The organism is Pantoea sp. E2023-21 (genome assembly GCF_051302795.1).
Taxonomy (GTDB): domain Bacteria; phylum Pseudomonadota; class Gammaproteobacteria; order Enterobacterales; family Enterobacteriaceae; genus Pantoea; species Pantoea ludwigii_A.
Genome location: NZ_CP195346.1, coordinates 1 through 22,130 on the forward strand (window position 1 = coordinate 1; position 22,130 = coordinate 22,130).

Genomic DNA, 22,130 nt, shown 5'->3' on the forward strand with positions numbered 1-22,130 from the left:
TCAGGGCCATTGAAGCTGACCTCAGGTTAGCCGGTAATATGGGTTTCGCCTGTAGTTTTCCCGGACAGTCTCCTGTAGTTTTTAATGGTCGCGCTGGAAAGGCTGGCTGCCGTATCCACGATGACAAAGCTGAAAGTATTTTCAGTTATAAGGGGACTCAGATCTGTACAGGCAATAAGAAGAGCCTCCACCTTAAGATTTTCCACTACAGACATTAAATTGTTCCACTCTGCCTGTGCATCAGGGTCATGAAAACCTTTCGTTTTAACCCGCCCAATCAGCGATGTGGTCATTTCACGAAGTAGAGATGAATCAATAATCTCTTTGCCAGAAGCCTCTATCCGCGCCTGATAGAAACCCGCATCCAGCGTAGGTTCTGTAGCCAGTACTGCTACCCTGGTGACTTCTGCAGGCAGTGACTTAAGTGCGGTGTCTGCAATATGCAGAAGTGGAATACCAGCGCTCGCCGCTTTCATTTCAGCAAAATAGCAGTGTGCAAGGTTACAGGGAACAGCGATCAGACTCACTTTTGCCCTGACGAGTTCTGAAATACCCTGTTGCAGGGTTGCGATCATCGCATCATCATCAATTTTCTTGCCCGGCCAGAAAGGCGTTGGCAACGAGATGATATGCATTTTAGGGAAATCCATATCATATTTCGCCCCGTACCCGACGTGGCAGTCTGTCACCAGCATATCAATGAAGGGGGCTGTGGAGCGGGGTCCCATACCTGCAAGCACACCTATAGAAACAGTCATCGCCAGTGCCTCCTTTCGACATTCTCTTTCCGATTGACCAATTATCGCTGAATGGCTTAAAGAATTACAGATTTATGGTTTTTATGGTTATTTACCTGAGTTAATTATAATTATCGTTTGGCTTCCCGTCAGTGAGAGTATCACGGGTAAGAACACATCCGTGGAATATGCATGTCTAACTGTAACCAGCACAACCATTCAGATGTGTATCCACCGCGTTCTGCTGAGAAACCTTATGATGTCATCCTGGACAAGCTTCGGGCAGAACAGCAACTATGCTGTGAGATAAATTCATAGGATTTAGATTAATGGAAACAGGTATCCGTACCCCTCTCATACATTCTCTCCCTTTAAGCCAGCACAGCGGATGTCATGTCTGGCTGAAGATGGAGTCTTCCCAGCCCACCGGCTCTTTTAAGCTCCGCAGCGCGGGACATGCCTGTTGCTATTATGCCAGTAAGGGCGCTACAGCATTTGTCAGTTCATCCGGTGGAAATGCCGGAATTGCGGTGGCACACAGCGGTCGCAGGCTGGGGCTGCCGGTAACTGTGGTTGTGCCGGAAACCACGTCAGTCAGAGCAAGAAAGCTTATTGAGCAGGAAGGTGCCTTGCTCATTGTGCACGGGAAAGTATGGAGTGAGGCTAACGATTACGCCATGTCACTGGCGACAGAGGACATCATCTATATCCATCCCTTTGATAACCCGCTTTTGTGGGAAGGCATCAGCACAATCGTGGATGAAGTCATCAGTGAGGGTGTGAAACCTGATGCCGTTATTCTGTCCGTCGGCGGCGGTAGCATGCTGTCCGGCATAGCGCTGGGACTGGAAAAACATCAGCTTGGCCACATTCCGGTGTATGCCGTTGAAACCCACGGTACGGCCTCGCTTAATGCCTCGCTTAATGCCAATAAGCTGATGCGTCTTGATAAGGTCAGCGGCATAGCCACAACGCTGGCCGCAAGCCAGGTGTGCGAAAATGCTTTTAACGTGGCCAGCCGACTGAATGTAAGAAGTATGCTGGTTTCTGATGCGGAAGCACTGCATGCTTGCCGGCGCTTTCTCGATGATCATCGCGTACTCACTGAGCCGGCATGCGGAGTATCATTGTCACTCCTGTATGACAACAAAATCAGGTTCACTCCTGCCGACAATGTACTGGTCATTGTTTGCGGCGGGGCATCGATCACGCTGGAAGAGATAGTTGGCTGACAAAAGAATGGAATGATTACTCTGGAGTCTATTCCTGAGAAATGCTGGTGAGCTGCCCGGTTGACCGACGTATGGTGATGTGATGTAAGTATGCTTTGGCGTCAGACGACCAGGAGCGTGCGGGTTACTCTTAGTTAATAGCAGACACTGGCTTTGTAAACATATCCGATGCTGAAGCTGTTAAGGACAGAAGGCCCCTACGTGAGAGCTTATTGCTGGAGTGTCAGTCTTTACGCTGTTAAACAAAGTAGATTGCGAAGCTTTAAGCCCCAAAAAATTTTCAGACCCGTCTGCTAATACAGTAAATCAAGCTGTTCAGGTTCACTGATAAGACGGAGATTTCCCTGGTTGTCCGTATTAAAGAGGGCCTGGTATCGCACTGAATCAATACCCATGACCAGATTATCGAGATCAGTATTGGCAACGCGCACTGAGTGATTTTTCGCCCAGTCTGGCAGGGCATGAATATAATAGGTAAATGTCACATCAGCCATGCCTTTTTTATCTGTCGAGACAGCCTTTAAGCTTCTGACGCGCATGGTTCCATAGCAGAAATCATGATATTTCGTGAATGAAGCCTGGCCGTACGGTGTTAGCTGCCAGATTTTACTGCCTGCTTCCACATGAGCGGTGATAAGGCCGGCATCGACAAGCGCCTCCATTTTTGCATTAATCCAACGGTCAGTACCTGTTCTTATTGAAACCGGCCACTGCTTTTCACCCAGACAAAGAGACTGCCGATTAAGTGACTGCTGTATAAGCTCACGGTACTGACTTTTGTATCCCGCACAACAGCAGAACGACAGGAATAAAAGCAAAAGCCCTGTGATACATTTCAACGAAATTTCTCCATATTCAGAATCTGAAAAGCTTCATTCACTTCATCAAAAGTTTGTTCAGTAAAATAAATCCCTGCTGGCTCCCAGTAAAAAACAGACGTCCCGGGATCGTCGTTATTTTGCTCCAGCCGAAATCGTGAAAATTTTACTCGCGATTTATCGGTAAGATCTCCGCCGCCACCGCTGCCGCCATATTTGTCCGCCCTGATAAGGTAAACCCGCCCTTTATAACGGTGAAGTTCTGTGCCGCTTATCTTAAGGGTGGATGCTGATAGCCTTAGATCGGTCCAGGTAAAGCCATCGTCATCCGGGACCGGTACGATAAGCCAGTTTTTTTCCTGGCTGATAAAGATGTTGAGAGTTTCACTGGGATGAGAAGTATTATTGTCGTAAGTCGCGGAAAAGACGGTGTCTGGTATGCCATCACCATTCAAATCAATGCTGTTCAGCCCCTTTTTCAGGTAAATATGGGTGTCTGCCTGTAATGAAGCCGGAAGGCTTATCAGAATGGCTGTCAGTATTATAAAAGGCATCTTCAGGTTCAAAATTTCCGCACCAGTCTGAAGCCAGTGTCCGGCAGGGCGTAGCCGGCACTGTGCGTGTCGCAGCTGGTCAGACTGCCCGTATGCAACAAGAAGCTGCCGCCGCAAAAATAGTACATTTTCACACCGGAAAGGGTGTCGAAAGCATCAACCCATTCCGAAACGTTACCGCTCATGTCATACAGACCGAGCGCATTGGGCCGCAGGCTTTTCACCCGGACAGTGCCGAAATGCGGATCGTTGAAGTCAGGGAACCAGGCGACAGCATTTGCGTTGTTGCTGCCAGCAAATCTGAAACCATACGAGCCATTTTCCAGTCCGGCCCTTCCTCCACGGGCGGCAACCTGCCATTCCTCGGCCGTGGGTAAGCGGTAACCATTAGCCCGGGCATCCTGGGTAAATTCATAACGGGAACTGTCGCGTGCCGGGACGCCCTTATTATTGAGATAGACCGGTCTCAGCCCCGCCTTTTCATTCAGGGCATTTGCAAAAATTACCGTATCTGACCATTCGACACTGGTAACAGGATGTGCACCGTTATCTGTATCCGCCGGCCGGCAGTCCTCGTAAGCGGCCCCATTACATCCGACACCGAATACATAACCACGCTCTACAGCCCATTCGTGAACATCTGAGTAAAGCCGGTAGGTGATTTCAGTACGCATGATCCAGAAGGTATTCAGCGTGATGTTGGCATGTGCTGCATAGTCATGTTGGCCAAAAACGTTACCGGCATAATATCTCCCCCCGGCAACCACGATTTCATCAGGGGATTGTGTTGCAGCGGCAAAGAAGGAAAAGACAGTTAGCAGGCAGAAGAGTTTATTTTTCACAGAGCCATCCTGGCTGACTAAAATGTTCATTCATATGGCTGGTTTCCAACGTAGCCAGACTATAGCAACGTTATATGCCTAAAGGTAAGAATATTAGGCAGGTAAGATCTGGAGCTTCTTTTCAGCCCCCTTGTACTGACTGGCAAAGGCAGTACGCCGTAATTTTAACAGCGTCTTCGCCCACAACTTGAAAATGCCATGAAAGGTTTGTCACAGACGTTCTGCTAACGTCCGCTTCTGGCACAGAACGGACTGATAATCTGGCTGATGTCCGTTGGGAGCTTTTAGTTAAGGGGGTAATAATCAGCACAGTTGTGTCAATAAAAGGGCAATATATCAGAGCGTGCAGGCTTACTTTCTTAACTGGTCTTCTCCGGGTTGGTGAAGTCACATATTCCTGGTTGCGATATGAAAAGATTGCTTTCACTACTTTTAATGGGACCTAAAAATTACTTAACAGTCTCTTTTTATACGGTGTCTATTGTGTTTATTATTCAGACAGCAAGGGAGGAGTTTACAATTAGATATTTTATTATGGGGTTGTTGTAAGGAAACCTACAATTATTAGCAGGTTGCGCTTGTAGTTACAGGTTAGTAGTATGTTCCCGCTTAAAATTTATTAAAATGCGTATTATTTCATTTAAACTTTAAGGAAAAAAATGAAGTCGGGTTATTATTATATTTGTAATAATTCATTCCTGGGGATGGTAGTCCATCAAAAAGGTTGCAAAAATCTCCGGGAAAATGAAAAAACATTTCTTGGGACGTTTTACGGTTATTCCCATGCTATGGTCATAGCCAGGCAGCGTTACCCTGAAGTTGACCAGTGCCAGGAGTGTATGAAATTGAAGAATAACACCCGTGAATCACCAGCAGAGGAGAACTCAGATAAATTTTTGAGTTCCAGTAAGAGGCCTGAAGCCAGCCCCACTAAAGTGCATATTTCTGAATTAAAGACTAAAAGTACACGTCATATTAAACGCGTCCCGAGAAAGCACTCATCGCCTGTTTTCTGATTCAGAAAAGCATGCCATCCTCCTTGTAAATATGAGAGAGCATGGCTTCATCTCGTTTCAGCAAAAGTACCATATATTTGTAGAGATATTTACCTGATCGCGGCGGCGCATCTACGCCATGTTTCAGGTTTAGAAATTCAATCGATCTGAACATCACACCTTTACTAAGAGATGAAATTATATCACCCAGGGTTGTTTAAACGATTGTTAGCTAATTATTTAAACGCATTCAGCCCGCAATGCGGTATTCACTCTGAGCTGCGTGGCGCAGCATGACGTGAGCCTGAGTCTGCTGCACCTGATGAGCCGCTGTGTTTTTACCAGCCTGCAGCGGGTCATACAAACCAGATCGGAGCTGAGTCTGTTAATTATTATTGTTCAGGCTAAAGGCTGACTAAGTAAAGGGTTGCCTCGCTAGTGTCAATCCTTATGCTTAGAACTTCTGCTATAGGGTTAATAGGGAGGTTTATTGTATGAAAGATGAAGAGTTTAAGCGAAAAACGGAGAAAGCCTTTGCGCTGTTAAGGGAAAGGGGTTTGCGTAAAAAAAATCGTATACCGATAACTTACCGGCTGCTGTGGTCGGTGGGCATAAAGAAACGTCCCGCACTTTTTGACAGCTTCGGCCGTAATGCGTGCTTTCTCGGGGTTTATTTTGCAATGATGTATGGAGGTATTATGTGGTTTGTCAGCTGGCGCCCACAGGGAATGAACCCGAGTACCAGCCTGATATCTTCGCTGTTAGCTGGCCTGTTCTATGGACTTTGCATGGCGGCTGTATTCAGATCGCGTCGTAAATCACAGGACCTCCCGGACTGGGAACAGTTGTAATTATTCGCGCCGAACCTGCAATGAAACGCCTGCCGCTCTGCGGCTGGCCGGTTTCTGATGTTCAACGCACCTCACTGCCACCGATCCTGAGAGAGCCCAGCTTTTACATAACTGCACTGGAAATAAATTTTAAAACCGGGTCGTTTACTCAGAGCTGGACGGAGCCTGCTGAAACATGTATTCGGCTACCTTTTCCGTTATACGCGTTTCTAATTGCGAATAAATTAGTATAAGTAGCCGAATATCAGGCATATGTTGATATTACTTTTCAAGCCACTGACTAATATTTTTTGTCATGATGGAACGAGTTGATGAATAAAGCAGATGCAGGGATTGTAATATTTGATATTGATGGCACGCTGACCGACAGCGTTGCGCAACATCAGCGTGCATTCGAAATCGCCTTACGCACCTTTTCTTTCCCCAACCTCAGAACAAACTGGAGCGACTACACCCACCACACGGATAGCGCTATTTTCGAAGAAGCCTGGGAAGAGGCGCATTATGAAGGTCACCCTGATTTACCCGAGCTGGAGTACCAGTATCACTGTGCGCTTGAGCATGAAATTGCATTGAGACCTTTTACTGAAATTAACGGTGCCGCTTTTTTCCTGCAGTGGTTAAAGGATCATTCATGGAGCGTTGTTTTCGCCACTGGCAGCCTGCGGTTTGGTGCCGTGAAAAAACTGGCGGCAGTAGGCGTGGACGCTGAAAGGGTTGATTTAGTTACCGCATCAGAGTTCAGGACTCGCGAAGAGATCGTGCGGGAAGCTATTCGTCAGGGTAGTGAAAAATTTCCAGCTGCACATAAGCATTCGTTGATTTCAATAGGCGATGGATTATGGGACTTAAAAACTGCTTACAATCTCAACCTGCCATTTATAGGCATTGGACGCGGCGTTAAGGCTAAAGTGCTGACGGATTCAGGTGCTCCGGTGTTTGACGATTTTATCCACCTGATGAACAATGGAATTGGTTTATTCAGATAGAAGAAAGTCCTGTACGCGTGGCAAGGTCAGCTATTTACTCAAAGCGGACATGTGCTGTAAGAATACCCAAACTGTCTCACCGGGATATTCTCCGGTCAGACCATTTGATTAGCCCTCATTATTCGTGGTTTTGACCGGCAGAGAATGACTCAAAGCTAACATAATAATTTGTACGTAATCGCAGAATCATCCGCCATCTGTAGTCAGCTAAACATCAGCGACTGATGCGCGGCGGCGCCAGTGCGTGCGCCGTCACCCACCGCGATTGCGACATTGCCTGCGCCTATCGCCGCATCTCCACAGGCAAATATCCCGGAGACGTTTGTTTCACGCATCGCATCGACCCTTATAAACTCACCTGTCGGCCCGGCTTCAAACTCACAACCGAGTTGCGCCGCTAATGAGCTGGCCATGTGCGTCCGAGGCTGAGTGAAGAGTCCTGCAAGTTTTATCACGCGACCGCTGGCGAGCGTCACATCGGCTTGTTCTCCGCCGACCGACAAGACTGGTTCGGCCTCCACAATAACCCCACGCCTGTCCAGATTTACAAGCTGATCGCCGTCCGGCTCGAATACTTCGTTGAGAAAGAGTGTTGTTGGCCCCCAGTCGGGTAGCATCAACGCATGATGAATGGCCAGAGGCGATGCCGCCAAAACGCCAATCGGTCCACCGTCCAATTCATATCCGTGGCAATATGGACAATGAAACACTCGCTGGCCCCATCGTTCTGACAGCCCGGGAATTTCAGGTATTTTGTCCACCACCCCTGTCGCCAGGATAATACGCCGGGTCGCAAAATGTTCACCACTCATTACTGTTACCACGTATCCATCATCGCCCGTCTTAGCGTGGATAGCGGTTTGAGAAATCCATTCTACTGTTGGATAGAGCAGCAACTGAGCTAGTGCCTCGATGGCTATCTCGCCGGGATTACGGCCGTCTTGCCCAAGAAATCCATGTGATTGGCTGGCAAATCGATTTCGGCGCTGGCCTGCATCAATTACCAACACCTTTCGGCGCGCCCGTGCCAGTTGCAGGCCAGCGGAAATACCGGAGTAGCTACCGCCGACAATAATCACGTCATATATCATGAATTAATCTCCTGGTTCTCAGAGCTGTTCGAACAACTCAAGATACAACATAAGTTACATGACATAAAGGTGTCAATTGTCTCGTAACTTATGCTGTATCGAGATATTATGAATGCCAGTAATTTAGGAAACCGATCATCATGAGAAATGACACTCGCTTGTCCCGCATGCTGCACGTATTAATCCATATGGCTCGTCATGACCGGCCCGCCACGTCTGATATCATCGCGCAGATGCTCGGTACCAACCCTGTGGTGATTCGACGAACCATGGCGCTACTCAAGGAAAAGGGGTATGTGCACTCAGAAAAGGGTCACCGTGGAGGGTGGACGCTGGCGAAACCGCTAGCGGATATGACCCTGCTGGACATTCATGAAGCTCTGGGTTCGTCCTCGCTCTTCGCCATCGGTTTGTCAACCGATCACCCGGAATGCTTGGTAGAACAAGCGGTGAACGCAGCCTTGACTGAAGCGTTTGACGCGGCGCAGTCATTACTAATAAGCCGTTTGGGAAGCGTCACGCTTGAACAGCTAGCCATTGATTTCGAACAACGCTATCAGAGTCGTTGAAGCGATGTGATCCACAATTCGGCGTTGCGATTTAACTGACCAAACGCGATATCAATGTCCGCTTCTGGCACTAACAGACATCCCCGGAGCGGTAAATTAGATCTTATTCTCTAATATCTTTTGAAATTGTATAACATCCTCTTTGGGTTCCAGGCCGCAGTGGCTGGCATATGAGTCATACAGTACAGGAAAGTCAGCATGAAACTGGCAGTAATATCAGACATCCATGGGAACCTTCCGGCGCTAAACGCCGTTCTGGCAGACATACAGACTCAGAGTGTCGATCTAATCCTGAACTTAGGAGATATAGTTTCTGGAGGGCTATTTCCGGCAGAAACTGCGGACAGGCTCATGCCCCTCGATATTCCGACTATCAGAGGAAATCACGAACGGCAACTGCTAGAGCAGGATGTTGCAAGCATGAGCCTGTCCGACAGGCATGCCTTTGAGCACCTTCGCGCACAACACTGGCACTGGCTTAAAAACCTGCCGGCAGAGCTGACCATCAATAATGACGTCTTAATGGTGCACGGAGTACCAGGGAACGACCGCATTTATCTTCTCGAAGAAGTTACTGCTAGAGGTGTGCGACCTTCGTCTGAAGCGCGGGTTTTATCGCTTGTGGCTGACAGAAATGCATCATTGATCCTTTGCGGGCACACGCATATTCCCCGGCAGTTGCGTCTGGCTGACGGTCGCCTTATCGTCAACCCCGGCAGCGTGGGGCTTCAGGCATATGATGATGATAAGCCCCGCTCGCATGTGATGGAAAGTGGTTCGCCCCATGCGCGTTATGCAATTGTGGAGCGTCAAAATGGAGAATGGAATGTGGATTTTAAAGCGATTGATTATGACTGGGAGTCGGCCGCCTCAGTTGCGTTTAAACATAATCGGCCCGACTGGGTAAATGCTCTCAGGACAGGTCGAATGTAGAACCTGCTCAGCATTGTCACTGCCATTAAATGCGTTGCTTTATATACGTCAGCACCCGGCAACAAGCCCCCTAAATTAACCTCGTACGGTCAGCTTTGAGCGAACAGCGGATATTGAGAGAAAAGGTTTTTAGTCGCATGAGCTGATTGAATCTCACGAGACGCCACAAAACCTTTTTATGGCTAAAGCGAAAACGGACCAGGATTAGTGGTCGTGATTTAGTTTAATTCCGCAATGGCGTTCAGGTCGGCGAGGGGTGCAGTGGACCCAGCTGCGAGATCAACCTTATCCCTGGCGGCGCAGCAATCACATCTGGAATGCGGTTAACCATGCAAGATGCCGAGGTATGTACGCCGTCGGCGCGGTCAATGCGAATTTTGGAGGGTGGCCTGCCATCAACGGCCCACGTCATGTTTTCAGACTCGCCTTGCGCGAGGAGGCGCAGTTCAATGTGCGCGCTTGCCGAAGGCCCTTCAACGGTTTCAACAGACGCGATGATGCGAAGACCAAGCGTGGTGCCGGGCTCCAGAAACCGGTTAAAAATCTGACACCATACTGGCCGATCGGACAGTACTGGCTCCCGTACCTCGCTCACCTTTTTTATTGTAAAACCAATCGCATACATCACATGCGCCGGAATGCCTTTATATAACTCTCCCAGCTGTCCGGGCACCCTGGTGACTTTTTCCAGAAACTCCGCTTGCGTCATGTCAACGCCATAGGCGCGCATCATGCGTTCGTTCGCCACTTCTGCGTTTGTCAGGCTGCGATGCGTGAGCGAGCGGAGTTCGGTACAGGGTCCTGCAATCAGCAATCCCGCCCAGATGCGAGAGAAGTCCCAAATGCCCGTCCCGGTGAAAGTAACCGCGTTGCTTTTGGCCAGAGCATCGATTTTTCCGGCTAAGTCAGGATCGGCGCCTTGCGGAAAATAGGACTCTGAGCCGTGGCAGATGACATTGATGCCAGCGCCCAGCAGGCGTTGATAAGCCGCAAAGTTGAGGCTCAGCCTCTCTGTCTGCACCACCAGCGCGATGTCCACATCTATGGCCGCATAGTCGGCAGTTTCACAGTCCTAGACGATGATGCCCAAATCTTCGTTTAGTCCGGCGAGCCGTCCCAAATCCGCGCCAATCTTAGGGCCAGCCCGGTTAACTGTCGCAACGATTGGCCAGCCTTTTTTTACCAGAATGCGCACAGCTTCCATCCCGTAGTATCCGACTCCATAAATCATGACTCTGGGCCTGAATCGTGCTGGGTCTTTTGCAGCGGCGCCGTAGACAATGCTCATAAAGATGCCTCTAGAAAATGGGCCTGAAGGTGAAGCCTGACGTTCCTTATGCAAGTCCATCGATAAATGAAGAGATAACCGAAACGCAGCTTCGCCGCTCTGGCAAAGGAAATAACCGATAAATCCGCAGTCGGCTTATCCCGATAAAATGACAGCGATCAGCGAACGATTCAACGGTGCATTTTAATAATGACCGAGAACGCCAATACCCGCTATTGGCACACAGCGGACATAATGTTTCTTAAAATCCCTACTTAATGTGATTCTGGCGGGCGAGCAGTGCGCAGCTGGCCTTCTGAATGACGCGTCAGCGTCATGGAGGCGCCAGATGACGTCACATATAACTCGGATGGCAAACGGCGCCGTACGCCCGGCGTAGCCGGTTTCTGACCTATATATCCTGCAAGCCCATCCCTCGCCCTGCTTAGCCTAACCCAGCTACTAACAATGAAGAAGTTTATGTAACCCCTTTCACCCCGGTGAGCGGGCTTTACGGCGCTTGCGACGTGAAGGGCGTGATTTCCGGGGCCTTGGCGGCGGCAGCTTGCTGCTGACGCTTAGGGGGGTGTTAGTCATAACTTTCAGCAACAGTCACTGAACTTAACACGGTAGCTGCCAGACGCTGTTTAAGCAGCGGCCTTTCAGGCGCGAATTAGCTTGACGGTCGCAGACGAAAGATACGTACCGCAGGGCTCAGTCTTACCGCTACCCAAATCTAAAGTTACAACATCCATCTATAAAGCGACTCTGTTCCGGCCCTCTGGGCCGGGGCGGCGGCGCTTTTCAGGGTGGGTTTCGCTCGGTTTCGATATAAGCACGATTTTCATGGTTTCAGGTTTACTGCCGATGGATGCTGTAACTACTGTTTGTTGCCCGCAATTTTGCGGGAGCTACCTTCAGACGCGAAGCGGCTGTACCGAACCGGCGCGAACGTCAGTTCGCTGCAAGGGCGGGCATTAATTTGTCCCCAGGGCGCAGCCGTATAGGTTTTAGTTTTAAAGGTAAGTAATAACGGATCTTTAAAAGAAGGTAGTTCTGGTTTTTAAAAGGATCATCGCGGTTTGTAAAAAGTCCGGATAGCAGTTAACCGGCTATTCGGTCAGGAGATTATTTAAATACCCTCTCGCGGTTTATGTGGATAACTCAGAAACGCACCGGTGCGTGACCTCAACGTCGCTGCTCCGGTGAATTTATGGGCTGGGTTTGACCTGGACTTATGGAGGCTGTCAGCGAAAAGTGGATGATATTCATACGGAAGGGTAATAACAGGCGAGCGTGGGCCTCCGGCGCAAACCGGATAGCTGAAAAAGAGGGTGCGAAGATAAAAAGCGGCCTTTCTGGCCGGTCTGCGGACACGGGTAAGCGGGCGCAAAAGCGCCTGTCAGTGAAACAGAAGGATGTCAGAAATGCGTCAGGTGGTAACCAGCTGGTCGTCATCAAGCCGCGCATAATGGCCACGCGACATCTTCATACGCTCCGTCACGCGGCGCTCGATTTCAGCTTTCACCGCGTCCAGGCCGCCAAAGAAACGGCCGTTCACGATATCTTTATTCAGCTGAGTGCGGACCAGCTGCTCAATGTCTTTACGGGTGCGCGGTGCGTCTTTACGCGCACGGTGACGCTTCATGCCGTGCTCGCGGCGCGACTTCTGGTACTCGCGGAAGCGTTCGCGCACGAATGCCCAGGCGGCGTTGATAAGTTCACCGGCGTCTGCGCGCGGTAACCCCCTCTTCTTACGCTGGCGGTTTTCCCACTCGATACGGCTGCGGCGTGCGGCTGCAACGGCTTCCTCCGACACGCCCAGCACCTGCCACATTAGCGGTGTGAAGGTGATATCAGTCGGAATGTTGCAGCCGATATCTTTATCATACTCAGTGTTGTAAGTGATGAGCTTCAGCTGCTCAAGCGTATGGCAGGCACCCGTGAATCGGGTGATCGAGAGACGTTTTTTCTCCGTGGCCAGACCGCAGCGGATGCTCATAGTCGTGAGCGAGGCGCCCACGCGGTTGGCCAGCGGATTCAGGTACCAGCACATTGCCTGGAGTGTCGCTTCCAGCGCGCGCATGCGGAGCTTCGGTGGCCGGCGTTTGCGTTCGCCACGGGCGATCGACATCGCAACCAGCATCTGGAATTCTACGCGTTGCGTAAAGCCCACCGCCTTCTCACGAATTTTTTCGCAGAACGGCAGGGTTTTCTTTCCTTTCTCCGGAATAAATTCAGGATTAGGATTCTTTACCTGCCGGTAAAATGAAGTGTTTTCAGATACCTGTTCAGTCACGCCTTCCTGCGCTTATGTTGCACAGAAGGAGTACGCACAGAAGGTATTGCAGTTTTCCGGGCATAAAACTATACTCCCCGCATAGAGCAACAGCTTCTATGCAGATTCAGTAGGCCCCGTTAGTCTTCTCCTAGTCGCCAAACTTCAGGAAGATTATCGGGGTTTTCTTTTTTCTGGCCTTCAGTAACCTGTCAGTACCAGTCTCTTGCCACCTTGCGGCGTGGCCCGCCAGAATTCTTTACGGTTTGCAATCTATCACTTCAACAGACGTACGACAAGAAAGTAATGCCATTACTTATCGCTAGCTTCAAATGCCTGTTCTAAAAGACGTTCAATATACTCGGCCTGTGTCATGCCTTGTTTGTCACACTCAATTAAAAGCCGGTCTTTTATTGGATTGCGCACAAAAATCTTAACTTCTTTATGAGTCAGTTTTTTTCTGGCCACAGCTGCCTGCTGCTTTTCAGAATCACTTAACGGATTACCTTTGCGATATGGGCGCTTAGATCCTGCTGAGGAAGTGACTGCGTTAGCTGACTGCGACATTTCTGCCTCCTCCACTAAATTCAGAGCGAATTTTGCAGAGAATACTACATATCTCATAAATCAGCGACTTAACTTTAAGCAGGCGTGTGATCAGCGTTGGCGCGCTGACCACACTTAAATTTTTTAATTTGTCAGAAGTAATTCAGTAAGTTGATCGCCTGTCAGTGCCGCCATCCCAGCGGGACTGCCAGTGCGCAAGATAGGTCTGCGCCAGCGCTGGAACACCGCGCACAACCAGTGCGTTCTCTGAATTCGACTCTGCGGCGCTGCGGGTGTAGTTAAAGGAGCCGAGCTCAATGTTCTGGCCGTCGGTGATGATCACCTTGTCGTGCATTATTTTGTACTGCCCGTTTATGCGCAGCGGGATGCCGGCGTTTACCACCACGTTCATCGCTGCCTGACTTGCTTTGCTGCGGTTGCCTTTGTCGTCGACCACTACTCTGACATCCACACCGCGACGTTTTGCCGCAACCAGCGACTTAACGATTGTGGGCGAGGTGAAGCTGTAGCCCATCAGGCGGATACTCTCGTGCGCCTCGTCCAGCGTGCGGAGGACCAGCTGCTCCGGTCTGCCCTCAGGCGAAAATCCGACGTCAATGGAAGGCGTCGCGGCTGATGAGCACGCGACAAAGCTCAGCGAGGTCGCTATAGCGATCGCTGCAAACGTTAATTTCATGTTTTGTTCCTGCTGTAAGCCGGCAGTGGCCGGCAATAAGTCGGATGATTCATGTTGCAGAGGCAAAAAAAGGGCCTTAAAGGCCCTTAAAGGGATCAGAATTACAAACGTTTATTTAAGCAGTGGCAGACTGTGGAGCAGTCTCACGTTTGTTATCGGAATCGGGCTAAAAAGCTTTAGCCCTTTCGCTGCAAATAACCATATTTGACAATCGGTTAGCTAAACGTTTTAGTGTTTTCAGACGCCAGCGCCACGTAGTTCTGCGCGGCTTTTTCAATTGCCTCGCGCCCCACGCCCATCAGGCGGGGTTCGCGCAGCCGGACCTTATAGCCCCGTCCCCGCGCCGGCAGGCTTTCCAGCACCATGTGCCAGAGTATTGCCGAACGCACCGCGGCTGAGGGTGCCCGCCTCCAGCTGTGTTCGCACTCAAGGGAGAATTCACAGACTGCGGCAAGCGCCGGGTCTGTCAGCACCAGCCCACGGGTATCCTGCGCGGCCGGGGGCGCGTCAAGTACCTGCAGAATGCGCTGAACCCGGTCGGCCCGCACGTAGCTGCGGCGACGGCGATAAGGCATGGTGGCCAGCAGCCTGGCTTCGGATGGCGGGCTGACCTCCATAAAGCGGTTGATGCGCACCGCTTCCTTCGTGAACTTGTCGGCGTCGCTGATATAAAGCGAGCTGCCGCGCACAACCTGGCCCCTGAAAAGCGTGACGTTCTCACCCTCCTGCAGCGCCTGCACCTCCTCCACGTCGACCTTTTTCTTTTCGCTCACCTGCAGGCGCGGATCATCGCTCAGGCCGCTCCCGATGATGCTGCCCTGCTGCACCAGCGCACTCATATGCGCGCGGTATTCGGTACCGGCCATCAGCTGCAGAATTTCCAGCGTGTCCTTCGGATCCATAATTTTGCCGGTGATGCGCACGCCCATGTTGGCAATCAGCGTCCACACCGCGTCCCCTGCCGCCGTCTTCAGACGCTGCACCTCCTGTCCGGCCAGCAGCAGGCAGTAGCCCAGCGAGCGGATCTGCGTGGCCAGTTCGCCCAGCTTTTCGCTGTAACCGGCGCCCACCTCATCAATAATCCAGAGCAGCGGAAAGCGGTCCTTAAACTTCCGCACCTTCATGTTCTCGTCCGGCCGCCCTTCAAGCTTTTCGCCAAGGTCCTGGCTTAATATCATGGCCAGCTGCGACTGGTAGAGGCGGCCCAGCGTGCTGCTTTCCGTGGCGGACAACTCCAGCGCCGGCACCAGCACGATCAGGATGCGGTCGTTATGCACTACGTCTCTCAGGTCGATGTCGCCCGCGTCGCGCGCAAAGACGTGGCCATAGGTGTCGTTGAACAGGCTCAGCATGCGGGTGTACTGCTGCATCAGGTAGCCGTGCTGGCGGTTCGCCTCCGGGTCCCACTCGGACGGCGTGGCCACCTTGTCCATGTCAAAGCCGGCCAGCGTGCTGAGGTAGTTCTCCAGCGCCACGCGGATTTCCTCGTGCCACTGCTCCTCTACCGCCTGCACGTAGAGCCCGGCAATTTTGCGCAGCGGCAGGTGCGCCTGGATGGTGCGCTGCGACATCACCGTGCCCTCGCGCCGGCACTTATAGACCAGCGCGGTCACCAGCGCCTGGTTCATGGAGCGGGCCTTTTCCTGCCAGTCGCCGCCACTGCCGCCGGTTTTAGGCAGCATGGAGTCCATCAGGTTGATGGTGTATGTTTCCTGCGCGATGCCGAACACGTTGGTGGTGTTCGTCTGCGGCCGGCCCTTCACGTCTTCCAGCAGCTCCTGCGCGCGGGAGCGACCACCGGTGATGAAATTCATCATGCGCAGGTCGTCCTCACGGCCGAAGCGGCGGGCCATGGACATCATGGCCAGCGCCACGTCGTTCTGCGCCTTGTGGTCAGAGAAAATGACGCCCTTACCCCAGCACAGCGCGTTAAACACCCAGCCCAGCAGTGTCTCCGTTTTACCGGCGCCTGTGGTGCCGAACATCAGCACGTGACGCGTCAGGTCGTCCATGGAAAGCCACAGCTCACGCCCGGCGTCCCTGCCGCGCAGGTAGCCGGCGTACAGGATACCGGCCGCGCGGCTGGTATGAATGCGCACGGTGGCCACCGGCAGAAAGCCCAGCACCTTTGCCGGCACCTTTCGCTCGGTCGACGGGTCGTCCCGGTTGATGTCGGTCGGCATGCGCATCGGCATCTTCCAGCGGCCGGCGGGCGCCACGACCAGCGCCCAGAACATCAGCACCGGCAGGCTCAGCACCAGCGTGGCGGGCCAGACGATGCCGGCCACCACGGCGGCCAGCATCCCCCAGGCCAGCGTGCCGGTCTCACACAACACGTCGATGAGCCACGAGCGGCCAGCGTGCCGGTTGACGCGCGCGCTGTCGAGCGCAGCGTTATTGTCCGCCATGATCGCCTCCGTTTAAAAAGTCCGTAAGCGCCGCTGGCGAGCTCAGTACGCTCTGCGGCACGTAGCGGCCGTCGTCTGAAATCGTCCAGGGGGTACCCGGCAGTCGGTAGGCCCGGAAGGCCACTTCGTTGACGCCGATCGCCCCGCGCGCCGTTTCCGCCTGCTTCTCAGTGGTGACCGCCGGTGCGGCCGGGGCGGCGCCCGGCACGCCGATACCGGCGTCGGCGGCAAACAGCTGCTTCCACGCGGCAGGACGCTGAGCCTCGGGCAACGCCATTACCGGCGTCAGCGTCTTCAGCGACGCCTCACGCCCCTCGATGGTGACAGGGAAAATCACCACGTTGACGGTGCCGGCAGCGGTTTCAAAGTGACGCTCCATGCGCTGGCAGTTAGGGCAGGCAGGGTCGGCAAAAACGTAAATCGTGCGCGCGTGTCCGGATGACAGCGGTACGGTGAACAGCCCCCGTGCCGCCGCGTTATGGAGTTTTGCCGGCAGCTCAGCGCGCACATTCTGCGGCAGTTCCCAGCCGTCAGCAGGTGCGGAAACTGGCGGCTGCTGAGATTGTGTTGGTCGCTGTGTAAGAACAGAAGTGTCGATACGCGATCCATTTTTATAGGTTGGGGTCATGGCCGGCGAATCGGGTACAGTGATTGCGGGCAGAGCGCCCACTGTAGAGAGTAAACCGGTTCTTTCCGGTACCAGGACCGTCTGCGGCACATGCGAAAACCACGACAGTATCCCCAGCGCGACAGCCACAGCGCATCCACCGAGTGCCAGCCATAAGCGGCGTCTTCTTGCTGCAGTGGTCAGCAGGCCGGTCAGGCAGCTGAGCAGCTGAGCAGCATCCTCTCCCCGGTAAAGCGGCGTCAGCGCGTCGTGAGCGTTCTGAGCGTAAAGGCCATCGCTGTGCATCACGAGCCATGGCACATTTTTCAACGAACACGTAAAAATCGGCGAAGGGTTCCAGGCGGTCGCCCCCATGCCACCGGTGGTGTCGGCTTGCGTTTGCGCGTAGCGCTTAACTGCCAGAAGTCTGCCGGTCAGCGTGGCCTCAAAGAGGCCCTCTCTGCGTGAAATTGTCATCATCAGATCCTTGTCTCAGCGCGCGCCGGCGCCGTCAGTAAACTCGTCTTCGCCCTGTCCGGGCAGATAAAGTGCGTCGGGGAACGGTATTTCGCGCTGCGGTTTCGCGCGTTTCGGCCGCGCGTCGCGCGGGTACACGAGCCCCAGCGACTCGAGCTCGAGCTGCAGCCCGGTCACTGCCTCATCCGTCATCAGCGGCGGGCGCGGCAGATTCATGCGGGCGGCCATCCGCTCCGCGCGCGCCTGCGCCACGATGCCTGCCCCCTCCACGAACACCTTGGCGGTGTCGGCGGTGTGAAGTCCGTACCAAAGCGTGCGGTCACAGCCCTTCAGCCAGCGAAAGCGCGCCGGCGGCAGGCGGAGGTCGCGGCCGTAGAGCCCGGCCAGCGCGGAGCGCACCGTTCCGTGCATGTTCAGCCACTCGCTGACGCCCGGGCTGGCCAGCACGCGGGACACGTGTTTTTCTGCAACCTGCCAGTCGGGCACGCTGCGAAATTCCGGCGCGCGAAACAGCCGGCGGGTCATGCAGGAGCGGTTCAGGTCATCCAGCAGCGTGGTGGCCGCCTTCCTGTCACCGGTGAACACCTGCAGGCCAAAGACGGCCAGCAGCGCACGCTCATGCGGCTGCCACTGGTCAGGTGACGTTATGGCCGGCCCGTTCTGGGCATCGAATAAGGCTGTAGCCGCGTCGCGATCGAGCACGCGGCGCTTGATCAGCCCGTGCTGCTCCGCAAACTCCTCGGGCTTCAGCGCCCAGGCGTTTTCCGGTGTGGTGTCGTTCATGAGCCCGTCACCGCGATGCCCGGAAAGCACGGGAATAACGCTAGGCGCGAAGGTGGCCATCACGCGCGGCAGCGAATGGATATCAATCGCGCGCCGGCTGCGAAAGCCCAGCGCAGGGTGACGCGCCAGCGCCCAGCTGGTCACCGCGACTAACGGCACCATGGGCACGAAAAGGATGCCGGCGGTGAGATTCATCACGTCGCGCCATTCGGTCAGCGCCACCGACTCCGCGCCGTTGCCGGTAGCGGCCAGCAGGTTGATGCGTTCGGCGGCGTAGCGGTGAATCTGCGGAAAGTCAGCGAAGCGCCACAGCCAGTAAAGGAACCAGCAGCTCCAGCGCACGAAGTCAGCAAAGAAAAGCCAGCAAAGCAGCAGCGTCAGGCAAAGGGTGATCAGCACCATTGCCGGCTCGTTATTGCCGGCGGCGTTCGGATGTTGGGAGTACATGTGAGAGTGTCCGGGATCGGAGGCGGACGCCAGCGGCCCGCCAGACTGCAGATAAGAAAACACCGGCTCGGGGCCGGTGTCAGAGGAAAAGCGTCAGAATGTAGGGGTAAATCAGACGACCTGCGGGACCACCACGTTGTGTTCGAACTCAACAAAGCGGCTCTGGCGACCAACATACTCCGGCCACGGCTCCTGCGGGAACGATTCTGAATAACTCTTGTGGCTCATTGCGCCGATCGTATCAAACAGCTCTTTGGCCACCGTTGGATGCGCGTTAATACTCAGTACCGGCACTTCAGGATTCTTTGTATTAAGGCGAAGCGTACTACCTTCAAGTTCGCGATCCGTCCAGTCATCCATGGTGAGGCCGATGACGTCGACAAGCCCCTTCTTCACCATGTGGATGTACAGAAGGTTGCCGGACCTGATATCGACACCCAGATATTTACCGCGGCCCGCATCCATAATCTGATGGTGCTTCTGTGGACTGAAACGCTCGTCACTGGTGAGCATTGCGACCATATTTTTGAGCTGGCGATTGCGGGACTTCTTACCAAATCGACGAAAGGCCAAAGGGACAATAAGAGCAATCCAAACCAAAATAAAGAAACTAGCCATGCCAGCATCACTATGCCCGCCTGGTTGTTTGCCGAAATAGATCATGAGACTAGCCACAGCGAAAAAAAGCAGACACGGCAGTACCAAAAAATAATAAATAAATTTTACAACAACCCACAAATTTTCAGTTTTTGAATCATGACGTTGGACTAATTTCATGGCATCCTCCTGCCGCATTTCCTCTGATTAAATTATACGCACGACTGTAAATAAAGCCAGGTGAAATTACTTAATTCCATCCTCTTTAGGCGAGCCAGTATTAGGGGATTTTTGCAAACCTGGCACTCTGCGGGAACCACCGCCTGCCGCAGCAAACATGCCTTTGACGTCATCAACCAGTCCGCCCATGATGCCGGCCATACCTGCACCACCCAAGAACGTGATCACATAGTCGGCGAGCGTTGCCTGCAATCCGAAGACTCGGGTGACGCCGAAAGTTGCTATGCGTGCGTAAATCAATAGCCAGCCAATCATTTTTACTAATCCCATAATTGAGTCCGCATTGGAGTTGGCCAATGCAGTCCCAAACAACAGGTTCAGGAGGGTTCCACCGGCCATTACAGCCACGGAAGCAAAGAAAAAACCCAGGACCATCAGCGATGGACGAAGCATCATGTCGATCAGGAAGATATAGCCGTACGCACTGCGACTGCCTTTATCTTCCTCGGCTCCTAAGTGAGTCGCAGACCACATTGGGCCCGCAGCACACCCCACCATGACGCTTACCAGCCAGTTAAACACCCCGACCATCCAGTAAAGAAAGGGTACCGCCGGCAGGAATACTGCCAGCGAAAATCCAACTGCAAACAGAAGTAACATCACGAAATAAAACGGCGGTGAAAGTTCCGTCAGAACATCTTTTACAACTGCTCCCGGATTGACGAAAAGCAGACCGCCAATTTTTCCCAATACTGAATTATCCGCAGTAGATGCCGCTGCTAGCGTTAATGTATAAGCTGCCAGAGCAGTCTCGGTGGCACCCAAAGTGTAGTCACCAATGGTTTGCATTTTAATCAGTGGATTAACTTGATGTGAAAAATCTGCTTGAGTGCCAATTTCGTTTGTAGCTATTGCCGTTGTGATTTTCTGCATCGGACTTTTATAAAAGCTCACAAATACTGCGTCCGGGTCTGTCGCGTTAAGAGCAGCCCCATCATCTTTAGCCGTCTGCGAACCGAGAGGCGCCGTGTAGGTGCTGTTCTGCACCTGCGATCGATACGCCGCAAACACTTGGTGATACAGGTCACCGGTGCCTGTTTCGCCATGCAGACTGGCCCCTGACGTCACCGGTGCCGCATTGGCCACTTCGTTGGTTTTGCTGTTGGCCGTCGCAAAGGTGTTGTACCACGCGCCCAGCGAAATCCAGCCGTAGGTTTTAAGCTGCGTCGTCAGCTGACTCTGCAGCGAGTCTTTGTAGTTCAGCTGGTTCAGCGCGTTGTTGACCGTGGTTTCATACGCGGCCGCCGCGTTCTGAATGGTGGTCTCCGGATCGCTCAGGGTGCCGGTATCCTGATCGCGCCGGCTGAGATAGGCATCGACGTAAGCCTGCGCGGCGGCATCGAGCGTAGACTGCATGGTGTCCAGCGCGCCCCGTGATGCCGTGGTGACGCTCGCCGTGTTCACGGCCGACCCAAAGAGGCTGTCCATAACACCCGCTGACGGCTCGGGGATGCGGGCGCTGCCGCAAAGCGCGCTGCCGTTACCCGTGGTGTAGTCACCGTTCCCGCCTTTCGTTTCCATCAGCGCCGTTCGCGCTTGCCCGTCCTGATAGAGCGAGGACAGCTCGCGGTTGGTCGCGTACTTGCACAGGTTCATTTCGAACACCGCGCGCGCCGCCGAACGCGTGGAGGGTGCCGTGGGCTGCACGACCAGCGACATCCCGCTGCTTATCATGTCCGCCGCTTTATCGGTAAACAGGTTAGCGCTGCCGATGCCCATGGTGGAGGCCGCCCACAGCATCACCAGCTGCGACAGCGACCAGCCGGACGCGGTTGGCACGAGCGTGATAAAGCCGGCGAAGCTCATCAGGGGATGCAGCATGGTCCGGCCGGCGCTGAATACCTTGCCGTCCTGACCACCCTTGAACACCGTCTTCAGCGTCACGATGAGGAACCACACCAGCGCGACCGAGCAGAGCACGCCGTTCAGCAGCGCAAACAGCGAGCCGATAAGCGTGACCTGCCCGGGCTGAAACGGCGTAAGCACCACGTCGCCGAATATCATTACCAGCGCCTGTCGGGACAGGTCACCGGTCTTGCTGGCGGCATCGCTGATGGTCTGGTAGTCCACGCCGTCGGCGAACGCCGGGCAGGACGCGGCGCACAGCAGAGCCGCCGCCTGAATTTTTGTCAGTAGCTTCATGGTTTACCTGTGGGTCAGGGGATGACCTGA

The 22,130-nt window shown here is 53.3% G+C and carries 21 protein-coding genes; 5 read left to right on the plus strand and 16 right to left on the minus strand.

Annotated elements, in window-relative coordinates; genetic code table 11:
* Window positions 1-26 precede the first annotated feature (26 nt).
* On the minus strand, window positions 27-758 hold the full coding sequence (locus ACRQ84_RS22735) for an aspartate/glutamate racemase family protein (RefSeq protein WP_483818593.1): 732 nt from the start codon (window positions 756-758) through the stop codon (window positions 27-29).
* Between the two features lie 308 nt (window positions 759-1,066).
* On the opposite strand from ACRQ84_RS22735, the gene ACRQ84_RS22740 reads away from it, so the two are divergent.
* The gene (locus ACRQ84_RS22740) at window positions 1,067-1,969 is read left to right on the plus strand and encodes a pyridoxal-phosphate dependent enzyme (RefSeq protein WP_483818594.1); all 903 of its coding nucleotides are present in this window, start codon (window positions 1,067-1,069) and stop codon (window positions 1,967-1,969) included.
* Window positions 1,970-2,262: 293 nt separating this feature from the next.
* Here ACRQ84_RS22740 and ACRQ84_RS22745 read toward each other — a convergent pair whose 3' ends face one another.
* The 3 genes from ACRQ84_RS22745 to ACRQ84_RS22755 are packed head-to-tail and all read right to left on the minus strand — an operon-like array spanning window position 2,263 to window position 4,183.
* Window positions 2,263-2,808, minus strand: a complete 546-nt coding sequence (locus ACRQ84_RS22745) for a CpmK protein (RefSeq protein ID WP_483818595.1) — start codon at window positions 2,806-2,808, stop codon at window positions 2,263-2,265.
* Window positions 2,805-3,353: a carbapenem self-resistance protein CarG family protein gene (locus ACRQ84_RS22750; protein WP_483818596.1), complete on the minus strand. Its 549-nt coding sequence runs from the start codon at window positions 3,351-3,353 to the stop codon at window positions 2,805-2,807. Before ACRQ84_RS22750 ends, ACRQ84_RS22745 begins: the two co-directional genes overlap by 4 nt.
* Window positions 3,350-4,183, minus strand: a complete 834-nt coding sequence (locus tag ACRQ84_RS22755; RefSeq protein WP_483818597.1) for an SUMF1/EgtB/PvdO family nonheme iron enzyme — start codon at window positions 4,181-4,183, stop codon at window positions 3,350-3,352. Before ACRQ84_RS22755 ends, ACRQ84_RS22750 begins: the two co-directional genes overlap by 4 nt.
* Before the next feature lie 1,489 nt (window positions 4,184-5,672).
* On the opposite strand from ACRQ84_RS22755, the gene ACRQ84_RS22760 reads away from it, so the two are divergent.
* Both ACRQ84_RS22760 and ACRQ84_RS22765 read left to right on the plus strand, forming a co-directional pair.
* Window positions 5,673-6,029: a DUF6404 family protein gene (locus ACRQ84_RS22760; protein ID WP_483818598.1), complete on the plus strand. Its 357-nt coding sequence runs from the start codon at window positions 5,673-5,675 to the stop codon at window positions 6,027-6,029.
* A gap of 311 nt (window positions 6,030-6,340) precedes the next feature.
* Window positions 6,341-7,018, plus strand: coding sequence for an HAD family hydrolase (locus tag ACRQ84_RS22765; protein ID WP_483818599.1), 678 nt, complete (start codon window positions 6,341-6,343; stop codon window positions 7,016-7,018).
* 203 nt (window positions 7,019-7,221) lie between these two features.
* Here the strand turns inward: ACRQ84_RS22765 and ACRQ84_RS22770 are convergent, their stop codons facing one another.
* On the minus strand, window positions 7,222-8,109 hold the full coding sequence (locus ACRQ84_RS22770) for an NAD(P)/FAD-dependent oxidoreductase (protein ID WP_483818600.1): 888 nt from the start codon (window positions 8,107-8,109) through the stop codon (window positions 7,222-7,224).
* 140 nt (window positions 8,110-8,249) lie between these two features.
* On the opposite strand from ACRQ84_RS22770, the gene ACRQ84_RS22775 reads away from it, so the two are divergent.
* Window positions 8,250-8,678, plus strand: coding sequence for an Rrf2 family transcriptional regulator (locus ACRQ84_RS22775; protein WP_483818601.1), 429 nt, complete (start codon window positions 8,250-8,252; stop codon window positions 8,676-8,678).
* Between the two features lie 198 nt (window positions 8,679-8,876).
* A complete protein-coding gene (locus ACRQ84_RS22780) occupies window positions 8,877-9,611 on the plus strand; it encodes a metallophosphoesterase family protein (RefSeq protein WP_483818602.1) in 735 nt (244 codons plus the stop codon).
* A gap of 241 nt (window positions 9,612-9,852) precedes the next feature.
* On the opposite strand, the gene ACRQ84_RS22785 is transcribed toward ACRQ84_RS22780, so the two are convergent.
* The 11 genes from ACRQ84_RS22785 to ACRQ84_RS22835 form a co-directional block, all read right to left on the minus strand.
* Window positions 9,853-10,650, minus strand: coding sequence for a hypothetical protein (locus ACRQ84_RS22785; protein WP_483818603.1), 798 nt, complete (start codon window positions 10,648-10,650; stop codon window positions 9,853-9,855).
* A gap of 33 nt (window positions 10,651-10,683) precedes the next feature.
* Window positions 10,684-10,899, minus strand: coding sequence for a hypothetical protein (locus ACRQ84_RS22790; RefSeq protein WP_483818604.1), 216 nt, complete (start codon window positions 10,897-10,899; stop codon window positions 10,684-10,686).
* 1,411 nt (window positions 10,900-12,310) lie between these two features.
* Complete coding sequence (repA, locus tag ACRQ84_RS22795) at window positions 12,311-13,177, minus strand: plasmid replication initiator RepA (RefSeq protein ID WP_483818605.1); 867 nt, start codon at window positions 13,175-13,177, stop codon at window positions 12,311-12,313.
* On the minus strand, window positions 13,170-13,241 hold the full coding sequence (gene tap, locus ACRQ84_RS22800; protein ID WP_072034413.1) for a RepA leader peptide Tap: 72 nt from the start codon (window positions 13,239-13,241) through the stop codon (window positions 13,170-13,172). Before tap ends, repA begins: the two co-directional genes overlap by 8 nt.
* A gap of 227 nt (window positions 13,242-13,468) precedes the next feature.
* On the minus strand, window positions 13,469-13,723 hold the full coding sequence (locus tag ACRQ84_RS22805) for a replication regulatory protein RepA (RefSeq protein ID WP_483818606.1): 255 nt from the start codon (window positions 13,721-13,723) through the stop codon (window positions 13,469-13,471).
* A 142-nt stretch (window positions 13,724-13,865) separates the two neighbouring features.
* Entirely contained in the window at window positions 13,866-14,399 is a 534-nt protein-coding gene (locus ACRQ84_RS22810; protein ID WP_483818607.1) for a phospholipase D family nuclease, read from the minus strand.
* A gap of 215 nt (window positions 14,400-14,614) precedes the next feature.
* Window positions 14,615-16,807, minus strand: coding sequence for an F-type conjugative transfer protein TrbC (gene trbC, locus ACRQ84_RS22815; RefSeq protein WP_483818608.1), 2,193 nt, complete (start codon window positions 16,805-16,807; stop codon window positions 14,615-14,617).
* Complete coding sequence (locus tag ACRQ84_RS22820; protein ID WP_483818609.1) at window positions 16,794-17,894, minus strand: thioredoxin fold domain-containing protein; 1,101 nt, start codon at window positions 17,892-17,894, stop codon at window positions 16,794-16,796. Before ACRQ84_RS22820 ends, trbC begins: the two co-directional genes overlap by 14 nt.
* A 12-nt stretch (window positions 17,895-17,906) precedes the next feature.
* Window positions 17,907-19,121: a secretion/conjugation apparatus DotM-related subunit gene (locus ACRQ84_RS22825; protein ID WP_483818610.1), complete on the minus strand. Its 1,215-nt coding sequence runs from the start codon at window positions 19,119-19,121 to the stop codon at window positions 17,907-17,909.
* Window positions 19,122-19,232: 111 nt separating this feature from the next.
* A complete protein-coding gene (gene excA / locus ACRQ84_RS22830) occupies window positions 19,233-19,898 on the minus strand; it encodes a plasmid IncI1-type surface exclusion protein ExcA (RefSeq protein WP_483818611.1) in 666 nt (221 codons plus the stop codon).
* A 66-nt stretch (window positions 19,899-19,964) separates the two neighbouring features.
* A complete protein-coding gene (locus tag ACRQ84_RS22835; protein WP_483818612.1) occupies window positions 19,965-22,100 on the minus strand; it encodes a DotA/TraY family protein in 2,136 nt (711 codons plus the stop codon).
* Window positions 22,101-22,130 lie beyond the last annotated feature (30 nt).

Excerpts from the sequence above, each read along its gene's own strand:
- ACRQ84_RS22735 (WP_483818593.1), bottom strand. The coding sequence starts at position 758 with ATGACTGTTTCTATAGGTGTGCTTGCAGGTATGGGACCCCGCTCCACA.
- ACRQ84_RS22740 (WP_483818594.1), top strand. The coding sequence starts at position 1,067 with ATGGAAACAGGTATCCGTACCCCTCTCATACATTCTCTCCCTTTAAGC.
- ACRQ84_RS22760 (WP_483818598.1), top strand. The coding sequence starts at position 5,673 with ATGAAAGATGAAGAGTTTAAGCGAAAAACGGAGAAAGCCTTTGCGCTG.
- ACRQ84_RS22765 (WP_483818599.1), top strand. The coding sequence starts at position 6,341 with ATGAATAAAGCAGATGCAGGGATTGTAATATTTGATATTGATGGCACG.
- ACRQ84_RS22770 (WP_483818600.1), bottom strand. The coding sequence starts at position 8,109 with ATGATATATGACGTGATTATTGTCGGCGGTAGCTACTCCGGTATTTCC.
- ACRQ84_RS22775 (WP_483818601.1), top strand. The coding sequence starts at position 8,250 with ATGAGAAATGACACTCGCTTGTCCCGCATGCTGCACGTATTAATCCAT.
- ACRQ84_RS22780 (WP_483818602.1), top strand. The coding sequence starts at position 8,877 with ATGAAACTGGCAGTAATATCAGACATCCATGGGAACCTTCCGGCGCTA.
- ACRQ84_RS22790 (WP_483818604.1), bottom strand. The coding sequence starts at position 10,899 with ATGAGCATTGTCTACGGCGCCGCTGCAAAAGACCCAGCACGATTCAGG.
- ACRQ84_RS22805 (WP_483818606.1), bottom strand. The coding sequence starts at position 13,723 with ATGTCGCAGTCAGCTAACGCAGTCACTTCCTCAGCAGGATCTAAGCGC.
- ACRQ84_RS22810 (WP_483818607.1), bottom strand. The coding sequence starts at position 14,399 with ATGAAATTAACGTTTGCAGCGATCGCTATAGCGACCTCGCTGAGCTTT.
- trbC (WP_483818608.1), bottom strand. The coding sequence starts at position 16,807 with ATGGCGGACAATAACGCTGCGCTCGACAGCGCGCGCGTCAACCGGCAC.
- ACRQ84_RS22820 (WP_483818609.1), bottom strand. The coding sequence starts at position 17,894 with ATGATGACAATTTCACGCAGAGAGGGCCTCTTTGAGGCCACGCTGACC.
- ACRQ84_RS22825 (WP_483818610.1), bottom strand. The coding sequence starts at position 19,121 with ATGTACTCCCAACATCCGAACGCCGCCGGCAATAACGAGCCGGCAATG.
- excA (WP_483818611.1), bottom strand. The coding sequence starts at position 19,898 with ATGAAATTAGTCCAACGTCATGATTCAAAAACTGAAAATTTGTGGGTT.
- ACRQ84_RS22835 (WP_483818612.1), bottom strand. The coding sequence starts at position 22,100 with ATGAAGCTACTGACAAAAATTCAGGCGGCGGCTCTGCTGTGCGCCGCG.